This is a genomic window from Streptomyces sp. NPDC042371, assembly GCF_056437465.1.
Map to the genome: position 1 here is coordinate 323507 of NZ_JBWKAP010000009.1, position 18103 is coordinate 341609.

At 70.8% G+C, this 18103-nt stretch carries 16 protein-coding genes and 2 pseudogenes; 9 read left to right on the forward strand and 9 right to left on the reverse strand.

The features are described from left to right. The first annotated feature begins 492 nt into the window (after window positions 1-492). On the forward strand, window positions 493-936 hold the full coding sequence (locus tag AC068B_RS28220; protein ID WP_478674423.1) for a hypothetical protein: 444 nt from the start codon (window positions 493-495) through the stop codon (window positions 934-936). A gap of 96 nt (window positions 937-1032) precedes the next feature. Next, window positions 1033-1908: a hypothetical protein gene (locus AC068B_RS28225; RefSeq protein ID WP_478674501.1), complete on the forward strand. Its 876-nt coding sequence runs from the start codon at window positions 1033-1035 to the stop codon at window positions 1906-1908. 195 nt (window positions 1909-2103) lie between these two features. On the opposite strand, the pseudogene AC068B_RS28230 reads toward AC068B_RS28225, so the two are convergent. Beyond that, a pseudogene (locus tag AC068B_RS28230) lies at window positions 2104-2250 on the reverse strand (transposase); the annotation flags it as partial. A gap of 204 nt (window positions 2251-2454) precedes the next feature. Here AC068B_RS28230 and AC068B_RS28235 point away from each other — a divergent pair. Beyond that, window positions 2455-3048 (forward strand): YbhB/YbcL family Raf kinase inhibitor-like protein, encoded by a 594-nt coding sequence (locus tag AC068B_RS28235; RefSeq protein ID WP_478674424.1) that lies wholly within the window; start codon window positions 2455-2457, stop codon window positions 3046-3048. A gap of 116 nt (window positions 3049-3164) precedes the next feature. Here the strand turns inward: AC068B_RS28235 and AC068B_RS28240 are convergent, their stop codons facing one another. Continuing rightward, window positions 3165-3341, reverse strand: a complete 177-nt coding sequence (locus AC068B_RS28240) for a hypothetical protein (RefSeq protein WP_468568873.1) — start codon at window positions 3339-3341, stop codon at window positions 3165-3167. A gap of 270 nt (window positions 3342-3611) precedes the next feature. Between AC068B_RS28240 and AC068B_RS28245 the strand changes: the two genes are divergently transcribed. Further along, window positions 3612-4706, forward strand: a complete 1095-nt coding sequence (locus AC068B_RS28245; RefSeq protein WP_478674425.1) for a hypothetical protein — start codon at window positions 3612-3614, stop codon at window positions 4704-4706. Here the strand turns inward: AC068B_RS28245 and AC068B_RS28250 are convergent. Both AC068B_RS28250 and AC068B_RS28255 read right to left on the reverse strand, forming a co-directional pair. After that, a complete protein-coding gene (locus AC068B_RS28250) occupies window positions 4678-5370 on the reverse strand; it encodes an ABC transporter ATP-binding protein (RefSeq protein ID WP_478674426.1) in 693 nt (230 codons plus the stop codon). The two genes, AC068B_RS28245 and AC068B_RS28250, sit on opposite strands and share 29 nt — an antisense overlap. Then, on the reverse strand, window positions 5367-6452 hold the full coding sequence (locus AC068B_RS28255; RefSeq protein ID WP_478674427.1) for an ABC transporter permease: 1086 nt from the start codon (window positions 6450-6452) through the stop codon (window positions 5367-5369). The genes AC068B_RS28250 and AC068B_RS28255 overlap by 4 nt, the downstream gene beginning before the upstream one ends. Window positions 6453-6748: 296 nt before the next feature. On the opposite strand from AC068B_RS28255, the gene AC068B_RS28260 reads away from it, so the two are divergent. Further along, window positions 6749-7987, forward strand: a complete 1239-nt coding sequence (locus tag AC068B_RS28260; protein ID WP_478674428.1) for a sensor histidine kinase — start codon at window positions 6749-6751, stop codon at window positions 7985-7987. Beyond that, entirely contained in the window at window positions 7984-8619 is a 636-nt protein-coding gene (locus AC068B_RS28265; RefSeq protein WP_478674429.1) for a response regulator, read from the forward strand. Before AC068B_RS28260 ends, AC068B_RS28265 begins: the two co-directional genes overlap by 4 nt. On the opposite strand, the gene AC068B_RS28270 is transcribed toward AC068B_RS28265, so the two are convergent. Both AC068B_RS28270 and bdeA read right to left on the reverse strand, forming a co-directional pair. Further along, window positions 8606-11254, reverse strand: a complete 2649-nt coding sequence (locus tag AC068B_RS28270) for a LuxR C-terminal-related transcriptional regulator (RefSeq protein ID WP_478674430.1) — start codon at window positions 11252-11254, stop codon at window positions 8606-8608. The two genes, AC068B_RS28265 and AC068B_RS28270, sit on opposite strands and share 14 nt — an antisense overlap. Before the next feature lie 213 nt (window positions 11255-11467). Beyond that, window positions 11468-12364, reverse strand: coding sequence for a bis(hydroxyethyl) terephthalate hydrolase (bdeA, locus tag AC068B_RS28275; protein ID WP_478674431.1), 897 nt, complete (start codon window positions 12362-12364; stop codon window positions 11468-11470). Between the two features lie 360 nt (window positions 12365-12724). Between bdeA and AC068B_RS28280 the strand changes: the two genes are divergently transcribed. Next, the gene (locus AC068B_RS28280; protein WP_478674432.1) at window positions 12725-14026 is read left to right on the forward strand and encodes an MFS transporter; all 1302 of its coding nucleotides are present in this window, start codon (window positions 12725-12727) and stop codon (window positions 14024-14026) included. A 112-nt stretch (window positions 14027-14138) separates the two neighbouring features. After that, the gene (locus AC068B_RS28285; protein WP_478674433.1) at window positions 14139-14714 is read left to right on the forward strand and encodes a VOC family protein; all 576 of its coding nucleotides are present in this window, start codon (window positions 14139-14141) and stop codon (window positions 14712-14714) included. On the opposite strand, the gene AC068B_RS28290 is transcribed toward AC068B_RS28285, so the two are convergent. The 3 genes and pseudogenes from AC068B_RS28290 to AC068B_RS28300 all read right to left on the reverse strand — a co-directional run. After that, a complete protein-coding gene (locus AC068B_RS28290; RefSeq protein WP_478674434.1) occupies window positions 14692-15201 on the reverse strand; it encodes a DinB family protein in 510 nt (169 codons plus the stop codon). The genes AC068B_RS28285 and AC068B_RS28290 overlap by 23 nt on opposite strands. Window positions 15202-15337: 136 nt before the next feature. Further along, window positions 15338-16930, reverse strand: a complete 1593-nt coding sequence (locus tag AC068B_RS28295) for a sigma-70 family RNA polymerase sigma factor (RefSeq protein ID WP_478674435.1) — start codon at window positions 16928-16930, stop codon at window positions 15338-15340. Between the two features lie 217 nt (window positions 16931-17147). Beyond that, window positions 17148-17282, reverse strand: a pseudogene (locus tag AC068B_RS28300) (MerR family transcriptional regulator); the annotation flags it as partial. 28 nt (window positions 17283-17310) lie between these two features. On the opposite strand from AC068B_RS28300, the gene AC068B_RS28305 reads away from it, so the two are divergent. Further along, window positions 17311-18099, forward strand: a complete 789-nt coding sequence (locus tag AC068B_RS28305; protein WP_478674436.1) for a methyltransferase domain-containing protein — start codon at window positions 17311-17313, stop codon at window positions 18097-18099. Window positions 18100-18103 lie beyond the last annotated feature (4 nt).

The window sequence follows — 18103 nt, forward strand, 5'->3', positions numbered from 1 at the left end:
ATGTGGACACCTGGCACGCCAGGGCCCTGACGCCCGACTGGCGAGGTACGTCGGGAGTTGCAGCCGTTTTCCGCTGTACCGCGAGAGTTGACGCCACAACTACACCGCCCGGTTGACGCTCTTTGGCTACGAACGCCCTAAGTTGCTGACCACGCCGGGGCACAACCGCCCGCAGCACGACGAAGTGGGTGACCTGCCCAGATCGGGTGTCCGGGTCCAGCTGCTTCTCACGACACCCCACCCGTAGCCTCCGCTCTGATTCCGACCGGCCACCCCGAGCGCCACCACTGTTCTGTCCCGCAGTGCGAATCCGGGCCGTGGAACAACGCCACGGTCACTGAAATCCGTGGAGCAAGCCCGGATACGCGGCCAACCAGGGCGCGGGCCAGGCGGGCACCACACTCCGGCGCAGCCAGACACACGCCTCGTACCCGTGCGAGGCGCGGCACAGTAGTCCGGCCCCAGACCAAGAGTCACGAAGGAAGTCAGTCCATGAATCCACGAAAGAGCCTCTCTCTGGCCACCGCCGCGGTAGCCCTGGGCGCCAGCCTGGCCTTGGCCGCGCCCACCGCACAGGCCCACACCGCGCCGAGGGGCCCGCAGCCCGCGTCCGTCGCGGACAGCGCTGCGGGACCGACCGCGGCGGCCTGCCCGAATCCACTGCACACGTATGAGTACGGTCGCTATACAGGCGGATACAAGGCGTTCTGCAAGTCGGACATGAAGCTGTCCGACAACAAGTACAACAACGGGCACAAAGTCAACGACAACCTCCGCTCGGTGAAGAACCTCACCCGGGGCTGCTACTGGACGCTGTGGACGAATTACTACAACCGCGGATCCCATTGGACCTTCCACCCCTGGACATGGTCGAGCGACCTGAAGGACACCCGCGTGAAGTACAAGACGAGCTCGCTGTACAAGTCGTGCCCCTGACCCCAGAGCCAACTGCGCGACCGCATCGCACGAGGTGAACCCACACGTTCGGCGGGGGCACGGCACCATCTGTCGCCCCCGCCTTACCGGGAGCTGATGACCATGCATAAGCGTAGGACGACCGCGGCTGTCTTCACGCTGCTGATCGCCGTGGGCTGTGCCGGCCCCCCGGCGAGCGAAGGCGCCCGCCCACCGGGTCCGCCGCCCGCTCCCAGCCGGGAGGTCCGCACCCTCGTCCTGCCCCTTGACGCCTACCAGTTGGACGGCCGCAATGCTGCCCTTATCGCCACGGCGCAGGAGAAGTTGACCACGTCATGCATGGCGCGTCAGGGACTCGACTGGCCTGAAATTCCGCACCCGGCAACGAAAACATGGCCGAACCGCGGCCGATACGGCCTGGCTGAACCTGCGGTGGCGGCACGTTACGGCTACCGCCCCATCCCCGACCCGGCTTCCGCGGCCGCAGAAAAGCTGATGGGACGACGGGACGCAGGCCTCACCACACAGCAGCAAAAGGCCGCCTACGGTGCCGACGGCCAATCGGGCTGCGCGGCGCGCGCCCAGCAAGAGTTGATGCGCGATGTACCGAAGGTGAACTCCGATCTGGTCAACGAAGCATCCCTGACCGCATACAAGGAGTCCCAGCAAGCACCCGCCGTCCAGAAAGTGTTCGCCGCATGGCGGGCCTGCATGCGGAGCCGCGGCCATGACTACCTCGATCCGATGGCTCCGAACGACGATCCCCGGTGGACGGGAGAACACCCCACCCACGCAGAGACCGCCACAGCCCAGGACGACGTCGCATGCAAGCTCAAGGCACACGTCGTACCCGTGTGGTGGCGCGCTGACGCCGCCCTGCAACACCAGGCGATCAAGGATCACGCGGAGCGTTTCCAACGGATCGGCGACGCCCGGAACCGCTATCTGGAGAATGCACAGCGCCTCAGCAGGACCGAATCCCGCGATTCCTGACCCCGCACCCTCGCCGGGCGGACCAGCCTCCCGCACGAGGCACAGCCCAGAAACGCCTGCGGGCGAGGAGCGTGACGGCTCTCGCCCGCAGAGGAGGCACGGCCGCTTGCCTCGACCGCATCTCGGGTGGACATGGCCCTTGGGTGCTGGGGAGGTCGCATACTCCCGGCCGACGTGATGGCGGCGCGGCCGGGACAGGGCCATGCGGGCCGCCCGGGTGTGGTGGACGTCGGCGGGCGTGATGCTGATCAGCAGCGGAAGCCCTTCCAGGTCCCCGACCACGTGCCGTTTGCGGCCGTTGATGCGCTTGCCCGGACCGAATCCCCGCGAGGACTTGGCCACGGTCTCCGCGGCCTTCTGGGGCCGTCAAATTGACAGTCCCGTCCGAGATGACAAAGCCGAAAGTGAAAAGTACCTCGATCGGATCGATAAGTGACATGACGTCAGAATCCAAGATACATACGCTGGTTCCGCCGCAGGCACGCACCACACCCCACTCTCACACCAAGGAAACCTAAGCGACCCCACGTATCTCGGGAGCCTCCAGTGAGAAGTGCAAGAATCGCGCTTTGTGCTCTGCTCATCACCGGGGCCGTCGGCCTCTCGCCAGCCACCGCTTCGCCGAACTCGGCGGCGCCGTCGGCACCCCGGAGCGCGTTCGCCCTGTCCAGCACCGCATTCGCCGACGGCGGCGTCATCCCCAAGGTCCACGAGTGCACCAGCGGCGGGGGAAGCGACCCCGGCAAAAAGAACGAATCCCCTGCCCTGGCCTGGTCGGGGGCTCCGACCGCCGCCAAGAGCTACGCGATCGTCATGCGGGATCTCGACAACGCCAGCCTCATCCACTGGGTCATCTACGACATCGCGGCTGGCACGACCTCGCTCCCCCAGAACGTCGACCATGAATACCGGCCCTCGACCCCGGCGGGAGCCAGGCAGGTCTACTACCGTGGCAGCGCGAACCTCTACGGCTACCAGGGACCGTGCTCGCCCTCGACAGTGAACACCTACGAGTTCGTCGTCTACGCACTCAACCGGGCCTCGCTGACCAACCTGAACTCCAACTCGTCGACCCGGACCGCCGCCAGGGAGATCGCCGCGGCGACGATCGGGTCGGCCAGGATCACCGGCGAGTCATAACGTCGCCGCACCGGCATGCCGTTCCGCTGGCTGATCACCGACCGCTCCGGACGGAGTTCCTCGCATTGAGAGCCTGATGGGCCCCGCAAACCTCGCGGGGCCCATCACCTGCCCCGCTACACGAACAGATTCCAGTGGGAGATCGCTCCCACGAAGCCGCCCGTGCTGGCGAACCAGCCGATCAGGGTCAGCGACATCGACAGCCGAAGGTGCCTCCCGGCATCTACCCGCAGTCCCTGACGCCCCAGACTCAGTTGCCAGGTCGGCGGCTCGTTCTTCTTGTTCTCGCTCACGGCCCCTCTTCCTCTTCTCCGCGCTGCCTGGAGGCCCCGGACGCCGGGCAGGATGTGCGGCTGGCTCCATGGCACCGCGGGTACCTGCCGCCGACCCAGGAATTGGTCCGGACCCGCACGAACCCGAAGAGCGCAGGTCGGCCGCCGAAATCGCGGAGCAATCGCCGAAGTGCACCGAACCTCGAGGAAGTTCGAGGGAATTCGCGGTACGGCGGGAATATTCGATGTGCGGCCCCTATGCTTCCCCTACTCAGGGGAGGGGACACGGACTTGCCCGACCGCGCGTTGGCCCAGACGGAAGCGGCTGAGCTGATAGCAGCCCACGACCGGTCCCTCCAAGAGTTCGCCGAGGCACTTGGCCTGCTGCACATCGACTGCGGGGCCCCGCCCCGGTCCGACCTCACCAAAGGCGCGAAGGCTGCCGGGCGTTGCTCGCTGCCCGCTTCGTCGCTCACCGAGGTGTTCCAGGGGCGCCGACTGCCCAAGCTCGACTTCATCGTCGAACTCGTCCGGCAACTGAGCCCCGACGACCCGGCGTTGCTGCAGGAGTGGCGCGAGCGCTGGCGGAACGTCAAGCGTGCCGAGCAGAAGGCAGGCCCCGCCCGGAGGGTCCTTCGCACCCGTGCGGAAACGCCCGGCGCCCCCACGGCCGCACCGCCCTTGGCGCCAAGCGGCGCCGCCAAGGATCCGGCTCGTGCGGGTGAAGCGGAGACCGACCCGGAAGACGCCCGGGGCCGGGACCTCTCCGAGGGTGCGCTGTCCGGCACGCTCGCGGGTTTCCGGAGTCCGGAGGCGATCGCAAGCGCCCTGTCCCAGACCAAGGTGTTCGTGACAGAGCAGGCACAGCAGGAGGCCGACCCTGGAGTGGTCATGGCCCAGGTGGGTGCCCTCCTCTATCAGTGGCTCGAAGCGGTGCTCGACCCCTCCAAGGGCACCGTCCCGCTCGCGGACATGCCGAGCCTCGCAGTCTTGCCCGGGGGCCCTCGCACGGCCATGCCGAAGTCACTCGTCGAGAACAGCGCCTACGCGCTCCTGCAGTTCACCTCCGGGATACGTGATCCGGAATCCCCGGTGGCCGAACGGCCATGGACCGCCGAGGAGCGGCATTCCGGATGCCCTGTGTGCCGGACCTTGTCCACGACCTTCGACGAGCGCTGGAGCTGCGACCAGTGCGGAAGCTTCTGCGTCAGGAGTTTCGACGGCCAGGTCTTCCTGGAAGGGGCCCGGGGCAGGCGCCCCTCCGAGGTCAACGCCTACATCTGCCGGGTGTGCGATCTCCTCGTGGATCCGATCAAGATGAAGAAGAGCGCGGACTGCCCCAGGTGTGGCGCCAACCTCATCTCGGGCGCACCGGATCGGCACTGACACGCATCCGCCCGTCGCGGACCTCGGCGATCTGGTCGACCGCGGTGAGGTGTGTGCGGTCGTGGGTCACCAGGACCGTCGCGGTGGCCCGTTGATGGGTGAGGCGCGTGATCAGGTCGATGACGCTGGCGCCGCGCTCGTGGTCGAGGGCGCTGGTGGGCTCGTCGACCAGGAGCACTGTGGGGTCGTTCATCAGGGCGCGGGCGATGTTGATGCGCTGGCGCTGGCCGCCGGAGAGCTGGTGGGGGCGTCGTCCGGCCTGGTCGGCGAGGCCGACAGCGCCGAGCAGCTCCGCGGCCCGGCTCCGCGCCGTACGTGCCTTGCGGCCGTCGATCTCTGCCATGACCTGCAACTGCTCGGCGGCGGTGAGGGAAGGCAGCAGGTTGGGCTGCTGGAAGACGATGCCGATCTTGTGGCGGCGCAGGGCGGTGAGCTCACTCCGGGGCAGTCCGGCGGTGGGCGTGCCGTCGATGGTGACGGTGCCGGTATCGGGGGTGATGAGCGTGGCGGCGACCGCGAGGAGGCTGGACTTGCCGGAACCGGAGGGGCCGAGGACGGCGGTCAGGCTGCCCTTGGGCACGTCGAGGGTGACATGGTCGAGGGCGGTCAGACGGGTGTCGCCGTCGGGGTAGGTGAGGGTGATGTCGGTCAGGTTGAGGCTCATCGGACGCTCCCCAGCGCGGTCAGCGGGTCGACGGACGTGATGCGGCGGACGGACAGCACGGCCCCGAGCGCACCGAGCGCGATCATCACGGCGGCCGGGACGACGACGGTGGCGGGGGTGAGGAGGAACGGCACCGCGGAGCCTGCGACGAGCGCCCCGATACCGGCGGCGATGCCGGTGCCGATCACGGTTCCCCCGGTCAGCAGCACGAGGGCCTGGCCCAGCGCGTCCTTGAGCAGCGTGGCGGTGGAGGCGCCGAGCGCCTTGAGTACGGCGATGTCACCGCTGCGCTGGATGGTCCACACCGTGAAGAAGGCGCCGATGACCAGGGCCGAGATGGCGAACAGGAAGCCGCGCATCAGTTGCAGGGAGCCGTTCTCCGAGGTGTAGGAGCCGATCGCGGAGAGCGAGTCGTCCTTGGAGACCGTCTTCGTGCCTGCGGCCTGATCGGTGGCCCCGAGGTCGGAGGCGGTGTCGAGGGCGATGACGGTCGCGGTCGGCCGTCCGTCGCTGCCGCCGACAGGGGGTGCCGTCTTCTGCCAGGTGTCGAGGCTGGTCCACACGACGGGGGTGTGGCTGAAGGAGGCGTCACCGCTCACCGCGGCCACGGTCAGCTTCTGCCCGGCCAAGACGACGGTGTCGCCCGCGGCCACATCGAGGTGGTCCGCGGCCTCGCTCGAAAGGACCGTGGAGTGCTCGTCGATCTCGTCGCCGTCCGGGGCGAGCACGGAGCCTGGCAGGACACCGAAAGCGGACACGCCGACGCTCTTGTTTCCGGCGGTCGCCTTGGTCGTGGTGATGCCCAGCGGTTCGGCGCTCCGCACACCGGGCGCCTCGGCCCACCGCTGCCATTGCCGCTCGGTGACGGTGGAATTGGCGTACGACAAGTCCTCACCGCTGTCGGGCGCATTGAAGGCGATCCGGTCCGCGGGCAGACCGGTGATCGCCGAAATGTTCTGTCGGCCCAGCCCGGCGGTCAGCCCGGAAAGCAGCCCGACCAGCAGGGTGATGAGCACGATCACGGTGCCCATCAGGGCGAAGCGCCCCTTGGCGAACTTCAGGTCTCTCCAGGCGACGAACACGGCTTGGGCCCGCTCTTTCAGGGGTGGAATTCGGGGTGGAATTCAGGGATGAACGTGTGGGTGGAATCTGGCAGGTGGAGGTGGTGGAATCGGTGTGTCTCCACCGTGCTCTCCGGCCCCCTGGCAGGGCATCTGGCGCAGGACAGCATTCGGCGCATCCAAAGGCGGCACGCGAGTTCTAACTTTCGATGGAGGCTTTGCGCGGGTGTTCTCCTTAGGCTGGTAGGACTGTGAACACCACCGGCCCCACCTCCTCGACCGCTCCGGGAGCACCGACCGCTCCGACCGCCCCGGCGTTGACCCCCACCACCCGGGCCTCGGCCTGGTGCCTGCACCTCCTGGTGGTCGGGCTGCTCGCGCTGGCCGCGGGCCGGGCCGTGGCCGACGGCCGCCCGCACGCCGGATGGGTCATCGCCGCGGCCGCCGCGTGCGGTCTGGTCTACGCGGTCGGCCCGGCGCTGCCGGGAGTGAGCCGCTCGCGGCGGGCGGCCGCGCTGTGGCTGGCTGCCGTGGGCGCTGTCTGGCTGGTGCTCCTGTCCCTGTCGGGTGACGGGGTGTGGGTGGCGTTCCCGCTGTACTTCCTCCAGCTCCACCTGCTGCCGCGGCGCGCCGGAATCGCCGCAGTGGCGGCGACCGCGGTGGCGGCCATCGCCGGGTACGCCGCCCACCAGGGCACCTTCGACGTGGCCATGGCCATCGGCCCTGGCCTGGGCGCGGCCGTCGCCGTCGCGGTGGTGTGGGGATACCAAGCCCTGTACCGGGAGAGCGACCAGCGCAGACGCCTGATCGAAGAGCTCACCGCCACCCGCTCCGATCTCGCCGCGGCGCAGCACACCGCAGGGGTCCTCGCCGAACGCGAACGACTCGCCCGCGAGATCCACGACACCCTCGCCCAGGGCCTGTCCAGCATCCAGCTCCTGCTGCGCGCCGCCGAACGTGCCCTCCCCGCCGCCCCGGACAACGCCGCACGCTACGTCGACCAGGCCCGCCAAGCCGCCGTCGACAACCTCGCAGAGGCCCGCCGCTTCGTCGTCGCCCTCGCCCCGCCCGCCCTGGAGGGCACCACCCTGGCCGGTGCCCTGGAACGCCTGTGCGCCACCACCAGCACCCGCCACCAGGTCACCGCACGCTTCCGCCTCACCGGCGAGCCCGGACCACTGCCGACCGCCCACGAGGTCGCACTGCTGCGCATCGCCCAGTCCGCCCTGGCCAACACCGTCCGCCATGCCGAGGCCCGCACCGCCGACCTCACCCTCCGCTACCTCGGTGACCGCGTGGCCCTGGACATCGTCGACGACGGACGCGGCTTCGACCCCGACCGTCTGCCCGCCCCCGACCCCGAGGCGGGCGGATTCGGCCTTGCCGCGATGCGCGCCCGCGTCCACGCGCTCGGCGGCACGCTCACCGTCGACTCGTCACCCGGCGACGGCACGGCCCTGACCGTCCGACTGTCCCTGGACCCACCCCAACCGCCCTCCGAACCCGCCCCCGACGCCACACCCGCCCCCAACCCCACACACGAGGCCCACCCGTGACCGACACGCCCATCCGCCTGCTCCTGGCCGACGACCACCCCGTGGTGAGGGCCGGATTGCGCGCCGTCCTGGAGACCGAGGAGGGCATCACCGTGGCGGCCGAGTCGGCCACCGCCGAGGAGGCCATCACCCGCGCAGCCCAAGGCGACATCGACGTCGTCCTCATGGACCTGCAGTTCGGCAAGGGGATGAACGGCGCGCAGGCCACCGCCGCCATCACCGCCCGCCCGCAGGCACCGCGCGTCCTGATCGTCACCACGTACGACACCGACGCGGACACCCTGCCCGCGATCGAGGCAGGCGCCACCGGCTACCTGCTCAAGGACGCCCCGCCCGAGGAGCTGGCCGCCGCCGTACGTACCGCCGCCGCTGGCCGCACCACACTCGCGGCCACTGTCGCCGACCGACTCATGAGCCGCCTGCGCACCCCCGGCACCGCCCTGACCAGGCGCGAGACCGAAGTCCTCGCCCTCGTCGCCGATGGCCTGTCCAACCAGGCCATCGGCGCCCGCCTGCACCTCACCGAAGGCACCGTGAAATCCCACCTGGCCCGCATCTACGCCAAGCTCGACGTCGATTCCCGCACGGCCGCCGTCGCCACGGGCACGCAACTCGGCCTCATCCGACGCTGACGACGCCGCTGCCCGGCACTTCCGTGACTCCTCCCTCCCCGGCAAGCAGCCGCGACAGCTCGACGCGGGAACGTACGCCCAGCGCGGCGAACACGTTGCGCAGGTGATGGTCGACCGTCCGGTGGCTGACCGAGAGGCGCACGGCGACCTCCCGGTTGGTGGCGCCCTCCGCCACATGCCGGGCGATGCGTTGCTGCTGGGGAGTCAGCGTGGCCAGCGGCCCGGGGCTCGGCTCGCCCGCGACCGCCTCGCCCGCGGCCCGCAGTTCGGCGCGGCTGCGGTCCGCCCAGGCCCGTGCCCCGCACCGCTCGAAGGAGACCAGCGCGTCACGCAGCGGACCGCGCGCCTCGCGGGTGCGGCGCCGACGGCGCAGCCACTGGCCGTACAGGAGTTGCGTACGGCCGCGCTCGAACTCGCCCGGCAGGCGGTCGTGGTGCGCGAGCGCGCTCTCGTACGCGGCGGCCGCTTGCTGCGGCGGGCACAACAGGGCTCGGCAGCGAGCCAGTTGGGCCGACGCGAGCCGGTCAGCGGTGGCCTCGCTCCAGCGGGTGAACTCCGCCGTGGCGTGCCGGGCCTCCGCCGTGCGCCCCACCTGGACGGCGGCTTCCACGAAGCAGGGGACGGCCAGCATCCTGACGGCGAAATGACCGCGCCGCGGCCCGGGGGCGATCAGCGGGGCGAGCCGCGCTGCCGCGTCGGCAGGGCGCCCCGCGGCGAGTTCCGTACGGGCGACGGCCCAGACGGCGAGGGTGGCCGCCTGCGTCAGTCCGTGTGGCCCGGCACCCGCCGCCGCGGCCGCCGCGTGCGAGGCGCACGGTTCGGCACCGCCCTCGACGGATGCGGCGAGCGCCAGGACGGCGTGCAGGGAGACGGCTACGTTGGGCTGCCCGATGCGATGCGCGGCCCTGAGCCCTTCGAGGGCGTGCGCCCGGGCGCCGGTGTGGCGTCCCGCGCGCAACTCCCCGTAGGCCAGCTGTTCCAGGGCGCGGGGCAGCAGGACCTCGGGGCCGTAGGCGCGTACGGCCGCGAGCGCCCTCGCCCCGGCCTCGCAGGCGGTCTCGACCTCGCCGACCACGAGGGCGGCGGCACCGGCGCGCAACAGCTCGCCGGGTTCGCTCGCCCCACCCACCCCGCCAGTCCTGCCCGACCCGCCTAACCCGGCCAGGCAGCGACGCAGCAGAGCGTGGCCCTCGGCGCTGCGGCCAGCGAGAACCGCGCACATCCCCGCGCGGTACGCCTCCAGCACCGGGTCGTCGTCGCAGGCGGGAAATCGCGTCATCGCCTCCCGGTAGGCGGCCGCGTCGCCCATCGCCCAGGCCGCCTCCGCCGCGCCGAGCAGCGCGCGGCGGGCCCGTGCGGGCGGGAGCAGCGCGGCGGCGGTGAGCAGGGACTCCCTGGCGTCGTCGGCAGGACCGTCGGCGAGGGCGAGCAGCCCGCGCACCCGATGGACGCCACCGTGCGCGGGGGCGGCGCCCGTCCGTGCGAGGAGGGCACGGGCTCGTACGGGGTCCCCGGCCAGCCGGGCCGCTTCCGCCGCCTCGGCGAGCCGGTCGGTACGGGATTCCGGGTCCGCGGTGAGCGCCGCGGCGCGGGCCAGTGCGGCGGAACGCTCGGCGTGCGGCGGGTGCGCGGTCGCCGCCGCGGCGAGGGATCCGGCGAGCCGCGCGTCGTGGTCGTCCGCCGCGCAGGCGAGCTGGACCAGGCGGGGGAGACGGTCGCGGCAGACCCGGGCGAGGCGGAGGTGGGTGGCTCTGCGGCGGGCGAGCGGGGCCCGTCGGAGCACCGCTCGGCGCAGCAGGGTGTGGGTGAAGTGGATCCGGCCGCCCGCCTTGACGACAATCCCGGCCGCCTCTGCGGGGGCGAGCGCCGCAGGGTCGCCACCGGCCCGCAGCACCAGGGCGAGGTCCGCGCCCGCCCCGTCTGGCTCGTGCTCCTCGGTCGCCGCGGCGAGCAGCAGCAGCGCGCGTGCGGCGCCGGGCAGTTCGTCGATGCGGAGCGCGTAGTCGCCGAGGAGGCTCTCGCCGCCGGGCAGCGGATCGGGCAGCGGGGTACGTCCGGTGAGCTGGCCCGGGGTGAGGGCCGCGACGAGCGCGGTAAGCAGGCGGGGGTTCCCCACGGCCTCGCGGATCAGCCAGGCTCCGACGACGGGGTCGGCGGCGCCCCGGGTGAGCCGATCGAGCAGGGCGGCGGCCGCGCTGTCGTCGAGCGGTCCCAGGCGCAACGTCGTCGGCCCGGCGAACTCGTCCGCGCCGGTGCGGTGTTCAGCGAGGGTGAGAAGTACGGCCACCGGGGCCGAGGCGGACACGTGACGCAGGTCGGCCGAGAGGGCGCCCCGTGACGCGGCATCCCAGCGGTGGACGTCGTCGATACAGACGAGCTGCGGCCCCTCGTGCGCAAGCTCTGTCGGCAGGGTTGGTGCGGTCGGCTGTACGGACGGTACCGGGCCGCAGATCGCCCGCGCATGCTCCACCAGGGCGGTACGGCCGAGGCCGGGAGGCGCGGCCAGCACGAGCACGCCGCCGTGGCCGTCCCGTACGCGCCCCACCAGGGACTCCACGGCGGCGATCTCCTCGCGGCGGCCATACAGTCCGGGAGGCCCGAGCACGCTCGATACGGACGACGTCGAAAGGGTCACGCCCGCACGTTACTGTCGCGTAACACGGCCTGGAAGCCCCGAGTCCGCGGCTCTGGGCACGCCACCACCGGCGTCCGCACCAGGGTGTGCACGAGCACAAGCGACAGCTGTGCAGCGGACACGAGAGGGCCTGCGCCGGACACGCAGGCGTCGCCCGCCACCGGCTCCCCGGCGACGGACGACGACTCTCCACTCCCTGACGATTCGTCAGTGTCAGGAGTTGTGCGGGCAGTTGCCCCGGTACTCCTCGATCGTGAGATTCGGCCGAGGCAGCGGGCAGAGGAACTGCTCGTAGCGGGTGTCGTTGTCGATGAACCGCTTCAGCCAGGAAATGCTGTACTTCGCGATCGTCGTGTTGGACGAGTTCGGCGTGAAGTGGGTGGCGTTGTTGAGCTCCAGGTACGCCTTGTCCAGGGAGCCAGGCAACGACTCGTAGAACGGCTCGGAGTGGCTCGCGACAGGGGCCACGGTGTCACCGTCCGCACCCACCACCAGCGTCGGCGTGCGCACCTCGGGCCAGGTCGTGTCGGTGTTCCAGCCGGTCAGCGGAATCGCCGCCTTGAGCGACGTACGGCTCTTGGCCGCCTCCAGGGAGCCACCGCCGCCCATCGAGTGCCCCATCACGCCGAGCCGGGACGCGTCGACCCGGCCGCGCACTGAGCTCGACTTCGTCAAGTAGTCCAGTGCTGCGAGGAGTTGGCGGCCCCGGCTGGCGGGCTGGTCGAGGGTGGTGAGGGTGTCGATCGTGAAGACCACGAAGCCCTGCGACGCGAGCCGCGGCCCGAGCCAGGCGATGCTCGACTGGTAGGCGGTGAAGCCCGGCGAGATGACGACCGCGCCGAACGTGCCGTCGGCCGTGGACGTCGGGTAGTAGACGGTACCGCCGCCGAACCCGGACACCCCGAGTGAGGAGACCGTGGTCTGCGAGACGGCGTAGGAGCCGCGCGGCGCCTCGATGCTGGAGACGGTCGGGTCGGGGCCGCGCTCGTATGGGTTGTCCGCGGCGGCCTGGGCGCCCGGCGCGAGACCGGTGCCGAGAAGCCCCGCGGTGGCGACCGCGGCGGCCAGACAGGCCCGCACCACTGGGCGGGAGAAGACGTGCAGCTGCACGGAGGGGTCCTCTCGTCGTGGCGGAACCACGCGGGGGCGGCGTGCGGGGGAGAGGAGAGCGCCCCGGCGGAGACCGCCGTGTTGGTTGGCGGTCTCACCGTGCCGCTGACGACGGTGTACGGACATCGGCGAAATCACCGGTGTACCGAACGGCATCGTCGTTGCGGAGGACCGGTGTCAGCGGGGAGGATGCGTGGAGGTGCCGGGTGGTCATCCCGGCGAAGTGTTGGAGGCGCTGCTCGTGGACACCGCATCGCGGTGCGCCTCGCCCTGCGCGCCAGACGCTGACCACTTCGCCTCGCCCACCGGCTGACCTGCTCCGTTCGCGGTGGGCGCTGCCCCTTATGGGAGACCACCGTCGTGTCCGACGACTTCTCGACCGACTTCGCGACGGCTGATCGCCGTCCTCTGGCAGCGGTTCTTGCGGCCAACCTCGTTTCGATCACCGGGAATTGCCTCACGTACATGGCCGTGCCGTGGTTCGTGCTGCAGCGCACGGGCAGCGCCGCCAAGGTGGGGATCGTCGAGTTCTGCGCGCTGCTGCCGGTAGTGCTCGCCGCGCTCGTCGGTGGTCCGGTCATCGACCGGATCGGGCGACGGCGGGTGAGTGTCGCCTCGGATCTCGCCTGCGGAGTCGTCGTTGCGGCGATCCCGTTGCTGCAGTTCGTCGGCATCCTGCACTTCTGGATGCTGTGCGTGCTGATGGCGATGACCGGGCTGTTCCGTTCGCCCGGTGAAAATGCCCGCGGCGTGCTGTTGCCCACGCTCGCCGAACGCGCCGGAATACCGCTGTCCAGGGCTGCCGGGTTGTACGACGGCGCGGCGCGCTGTGCGGCGCTGACGGGATCCGCTCTCGGAGGCGTGCTGATAGCCGTACTCGACGCCGAGTACGTCCTGTTGGTGGACGCCGCGACCTTCGCGGTGTCCGCGCCGTTGTTCGCGTTCGGGGTGCGGGGCCTGCCCGAGGCGCGGGCCGGGCGGCGGGTCGGGCCGACGTCGCCGCGCGCCTACCGCCGTGAACTCGCGGAAGGCTACCGCTTCGTGGCGGCCACGCCGTTGCTGCTTGGGCTGTGCCTGATGACGTTGGTCACCAGGGGCCTCGACCAGGGCTGGAGCGCCGTACTCCTCCCCGTACATGCCCGTGAGGAGCTTGCTGGTTCCGTCGATCTCGGCCTGCTGAACGCGGCGTTCGGTGCCTGTGCGCTCGTGGGGGCGCTGGTCTATGGGGCGGTGGGCAGCCGTTTTCGGCGGTGGCCGGTGTTCACGGTCGCGATTCTCTTCGTGGGCCTGCCGCGCTTCGTGGTGGCCGCCTTCACCGACAGCTTCACGCCGCTGGCCTTCACCATGGCGGTCGAGGGTCTCGCCTGCGGAGTGCTCAACCCCGTTACGGCCACGGTGACGTATGAGGCGGTGCCGGAGGAGCTCCGCAGCCGTGTGCTGAGTGCGACGACCGCCTCGGTCCAACTGGGCACTCCGCTGGGCGGACTGGCGACGGGCGTTCTCGTGGATTCGATCGGCCTGCCTGCCGCGCTGCTCACGGTTGGCGGCGCGTATCTCCTCGCCACGCTGTGCCCGGTGATCTTTCCGGCCTGGAGGCGGATGGACGGGACCGGTTCTCCCCACGACGGAGCTGAGCTGCCCGCGAACAATGGCTCAAAGTGATTTAACATTCAACCGTGTCGGGCGGCATGCTGGGCAGAGCGTCGGAGGCCACCCAGGTATCCGGCCCAACACCCCTCCCAACGCCCCTTCTGAACAACGGAGTTGACTCGCGATGACTCAGACCCAGATTCAGACCCAGCCCCAGGCCCAACCCCAGAGCCTGCCGCTCCGCCTCCACCACCACGCCTGGATCACCGACGACCAGGAAGCCAACCGGCGCTTCTACGAGGACGTGATCGGTCTGCCCCTGGTGGCCACGTGGACCGAGCGCGAGGTGCTGCACGGGGCCGAGCGCGTGTACAGCCACGCCCTCTACGGCCTGGCCGACGGCAGCGCACTCGCCTTCTTCCAGTTCGCCGACCCCGAGCACCAGGAGGAGTTCAAGACCGAGATCAATGTCACCCCCTTACGCCACATCGCCTTCAAGGTCGAGGCGGCGACCCAGGAAGCCATACGGGAGCGCGTCATCGCGGCCGGTGATGCCGGTGATACGGAGGTGGACGCCCATGTGATCGACCACGGATTCTGCGTCTCGCTGTACATCACGGATCCCAACGGGCTGATCCTGGAGTTTGCTGTCGACCACCCCGACGTGGAGAAGATCGACGCCGAGCGGCGCGCCACGGCACACGCCGACCTCGCCCGCTGGCTCGCAGGCGACCACGTCAGCAACAACCGCTGGCGCTGATCCCTGCCGTCGGACCGTTGAGCTGTGCACGCAGGATGTCGGCGTGTCCGGCGTGCCGACTGGTCTCGGTGAGCAGGTGGACCAGGATGTCGAACAGCTTCACGTCGGGGCGTGGCCACCAGGGCACGTGGCCGGGGGAGTCGAGGGGGAGGGCGGTGATCGTCGCGTCCGAGTGCGCCCATACGCGACGGTAGCGGTCGGTGATCTCCTCGCGCGTCTCGTGCTCGGTCACCCACAGGTCGGCGCCCCGCGAGGCCTCGTCGTCCCACCGGGGCAGAGGTTCGGGGTACGGTCGGCCGAAGACCTCGCCGAAGTACCTGGATTCCCAGAGCGACAGATGCTTGACCAGGCCGAGAAGGTTGGTTCCTGTCGAGGTCAGCGGGCGACGGATGTCGTACTCACCGAGCCCGTCGAGCTTCCCGAGCAGCACCTTGCGACTCTCTCGCAGGTCGCTGTGCAGATAGTCCTTGGCGAAGTCATCAGTCATGGGGCACGAGCCTGCCAAGTGCCGTCGATCGGCTCAACCCGCGGCGGGACTCGGGGGACTCGCGGCAGGCACTCGGCGGCGAAAGGCAACCTCTCGCTCGCCGAGCGTCACGGATCAGGGCACTGAGTGCGGCCGCTCAGAGCGCCGTGCCGAACGCCTGTGTCCACCAGGGGCCACCGGAGCCGTTGTGGATGCCCACGCCCAGTTCCTTGAAGTCGCAGTTGAGGATGTTGGCGCGGTGGCCGGGGCTCTTCATCCACCCGTCCATCACCGAAGCCGGACTCTGCTGACCGCGGGCGATGTTCTCGCCGTACGTGCTCCAGCGGTAACCGGCCGCCGTGATGCGGTCGCCGGGGTCCTTGCCGTCCGGGCTCGTGTGGTCGAAGTAGTCGCGGGCCGCCATGTCGGCGGAGTGGTTGGTGGCCGCCGTGGCGAGCTTGTCGTTGGAGCTGACCGGACCGCAGCCCGCCTTCGAACGCTCGGTGTTGACCAGGGCGACGACCTGCGCGGCCGTGCCGCTCGGCTTCGGCGGCGCGGGGTCGGACGCCTCCGGCTTCGGCTTCGGCCTGGCCGAGGTGCGGCTCGGCGTCGGCTTGGGCTTGGGCTTCGGCTTCTTCTTCGTCTTGCTCGGGGTGGGCTTTGCGCTGGGGGACGCGGAGCGCTTGGGGGAGGCGGAGGGAGAGGCGCTCTTCGAGGGCGATGCGTCGGTGGGCGAGGCGGGGGCCGCGGCGGTGGACGGGGTGTCCTCGTCCGAGTCCGGGCCCGTGAGGAGGTGCACCGCGCCACCGCCGATGCCGAGCGCGACGACCGCGGCGGCCACTGCGGTCGTACGACGACGGCGTCTGGCGCGATCACGGCGGGCCTGCGTCCGAGAGGAGACCGGAGCCGCCGAACCGTGCACGGACGTGGCGGAGGCCGAGCCGACCTCGACGAGGTCCGGCGGCACGACCAGACCGGCGAGCGCGGAGCCCACCGGGACGAGCCCCAGCCCCACCAGCAGACCCTCTGCGGGCACCAGGTTGGACCAGTGGCCCTCGCAGGCCGAGCAGTCGCGGGCGTGCCGGGCCAGCCGCTTGCGCCACAGCGCCGACGGCACCCCGTCCCAGCCTGCGGTGATCTGCTGGAGACCCGCGCACGGAGGGTTGGCGGACAGGGCACGCACGACGACGCGCGCCGTCTCCAGCTGGGCCTTCATGCGCTGCACCCGCACCGCCGCGTGCTGCGACGACAGCTCCAGCGCCTCGGCGACCTCCGCCCGCGTGAGCTCGCCCGCGGACTCCAGCCACCACAGCGAAAGCAGCGCCCGGTCGTCCTCGTCCAGCCAGCGAGTCGCCTCGGCGGTCTCCCTGCGCTGTCCCGAGAGCCCGAGCCGGGTGATGGTCAGATCGACGAAGTCCGCGCCGGGATCCACCACGTCGTACGCGTCGGCGAGGCCACCACCGGCGGGTATCGCGCCCGAAGCGCGCTCCCGCCAGTGGCCGCGTATCTGGTTCATCGTGATGGCGACCAGCCAGCTGCGGAAGGTCTCCGGGTTGCGCAGACCGTCCAGGCCGCCGAGGACACGGAGCATGGTCTCCTGCACCACGTCGTCCACGTCCGCATGGCCGTTCAGGGCCCGTCCGACGATGTTGTAGACCAGCGGCAGGTACTCCGCCACCAGCGCGTCCTGCGCCCGCTGGTTTCCGTCCTGCGCTGCCCTGATCATCGCGATTTGGCGTTCGCTGCTCACGCTGTGTCCACTCTCTTTGTGGGGGGCCTGTCTCCTCCGACACAGGGGAGACGCCCTGCGCCCGCCGCGATAACAGAAACCGCTCGGTTTCTGTCGAAGCCGGTCTGCTGACCGTATCGAGTGGACTCTGACCCTCGACATGAGGTCGAGGGTCAGAGTTCGCTCACCCGCTCTCGTGCCGGGTGTCGCGGTCGACGGTCGAGGACAGGCTCCTGATGGTGTCCCGGCCGGGGGCCAGCAGGCTCACCGACTCCCAGTGCCGCAGCACGTGCGTGGCCAGGCCGAACCGTGCCGCGATGGCGCCGATGCTCAAGGTGCCGGTGCCTGCACCGTCGTCGTCGCTTGACTTCATGTCGACATCAAGTCGCAGCATCACGTCCATGTCCACGAATCGGAAAGCGGTGGAAGAGCACCGCGACACCGAAGCCCTGTTGGCCGTCCTCGACGCCGCGGACCGGCTGCCGAGCGCCACCCGGTTGCGGGACCGCTCCTACGAACTGCTCTCCCTCGTCCCGGGCTCGACCGTCGTGGACGTCGGCTGCGGCGCCGGGCGAGCCGTCGGCGAGCTGGCCGGGCGCGGCGTCCACGCGGTGGGCGTCGATCCCGGTCGGTCGATGCTGGCGGCGGCCCGGGAGCGGTGGCCGGAGGCGGAGTTCCGGGAGGCGGGGGCGGAGGAGCTGCCGTTCGCCGACGGAAGCGTGCGCGGCTACCGCGCCGACAAGGTCTTCCACCTGCTTCGGGAGCCGGGGCGCGCGATGGCGGAGGCCCGCCGGATCCTCTGCCCGGGCGGCAGGATCGTCCTGGTCGGTCAGGACCGGGACGCCATCATGATCGACTCGGCCGACGCGGCGCTCACCCGCACGATCGTGCACGCCCGCGCCGACCTCCTGGACATGCCCCGCGCGGGCCGTCAGTACCGCGGCCTGCTCCTGGCCGGTGGCTTCGACGAGGGCACGGTCGAGGTGCACACCAGCGTGTCCACCGAACCCGCGATGCTGTCGCTGCTCGAAAGGCTCGTCGAGCCGGTCCGCGCCGCCGGGGCGGTCGGCCGCGACCGGGCGGACGGGTGGCTGGCCGAACAGCGCCGACGGGCCGAGTCCGGCCGCTTCCTCGTCGCCATTCCGTTCTTCCTGGCGGCAGCCTCAGCCTCAGCCGTTGCCTCCGCCTGAGTGC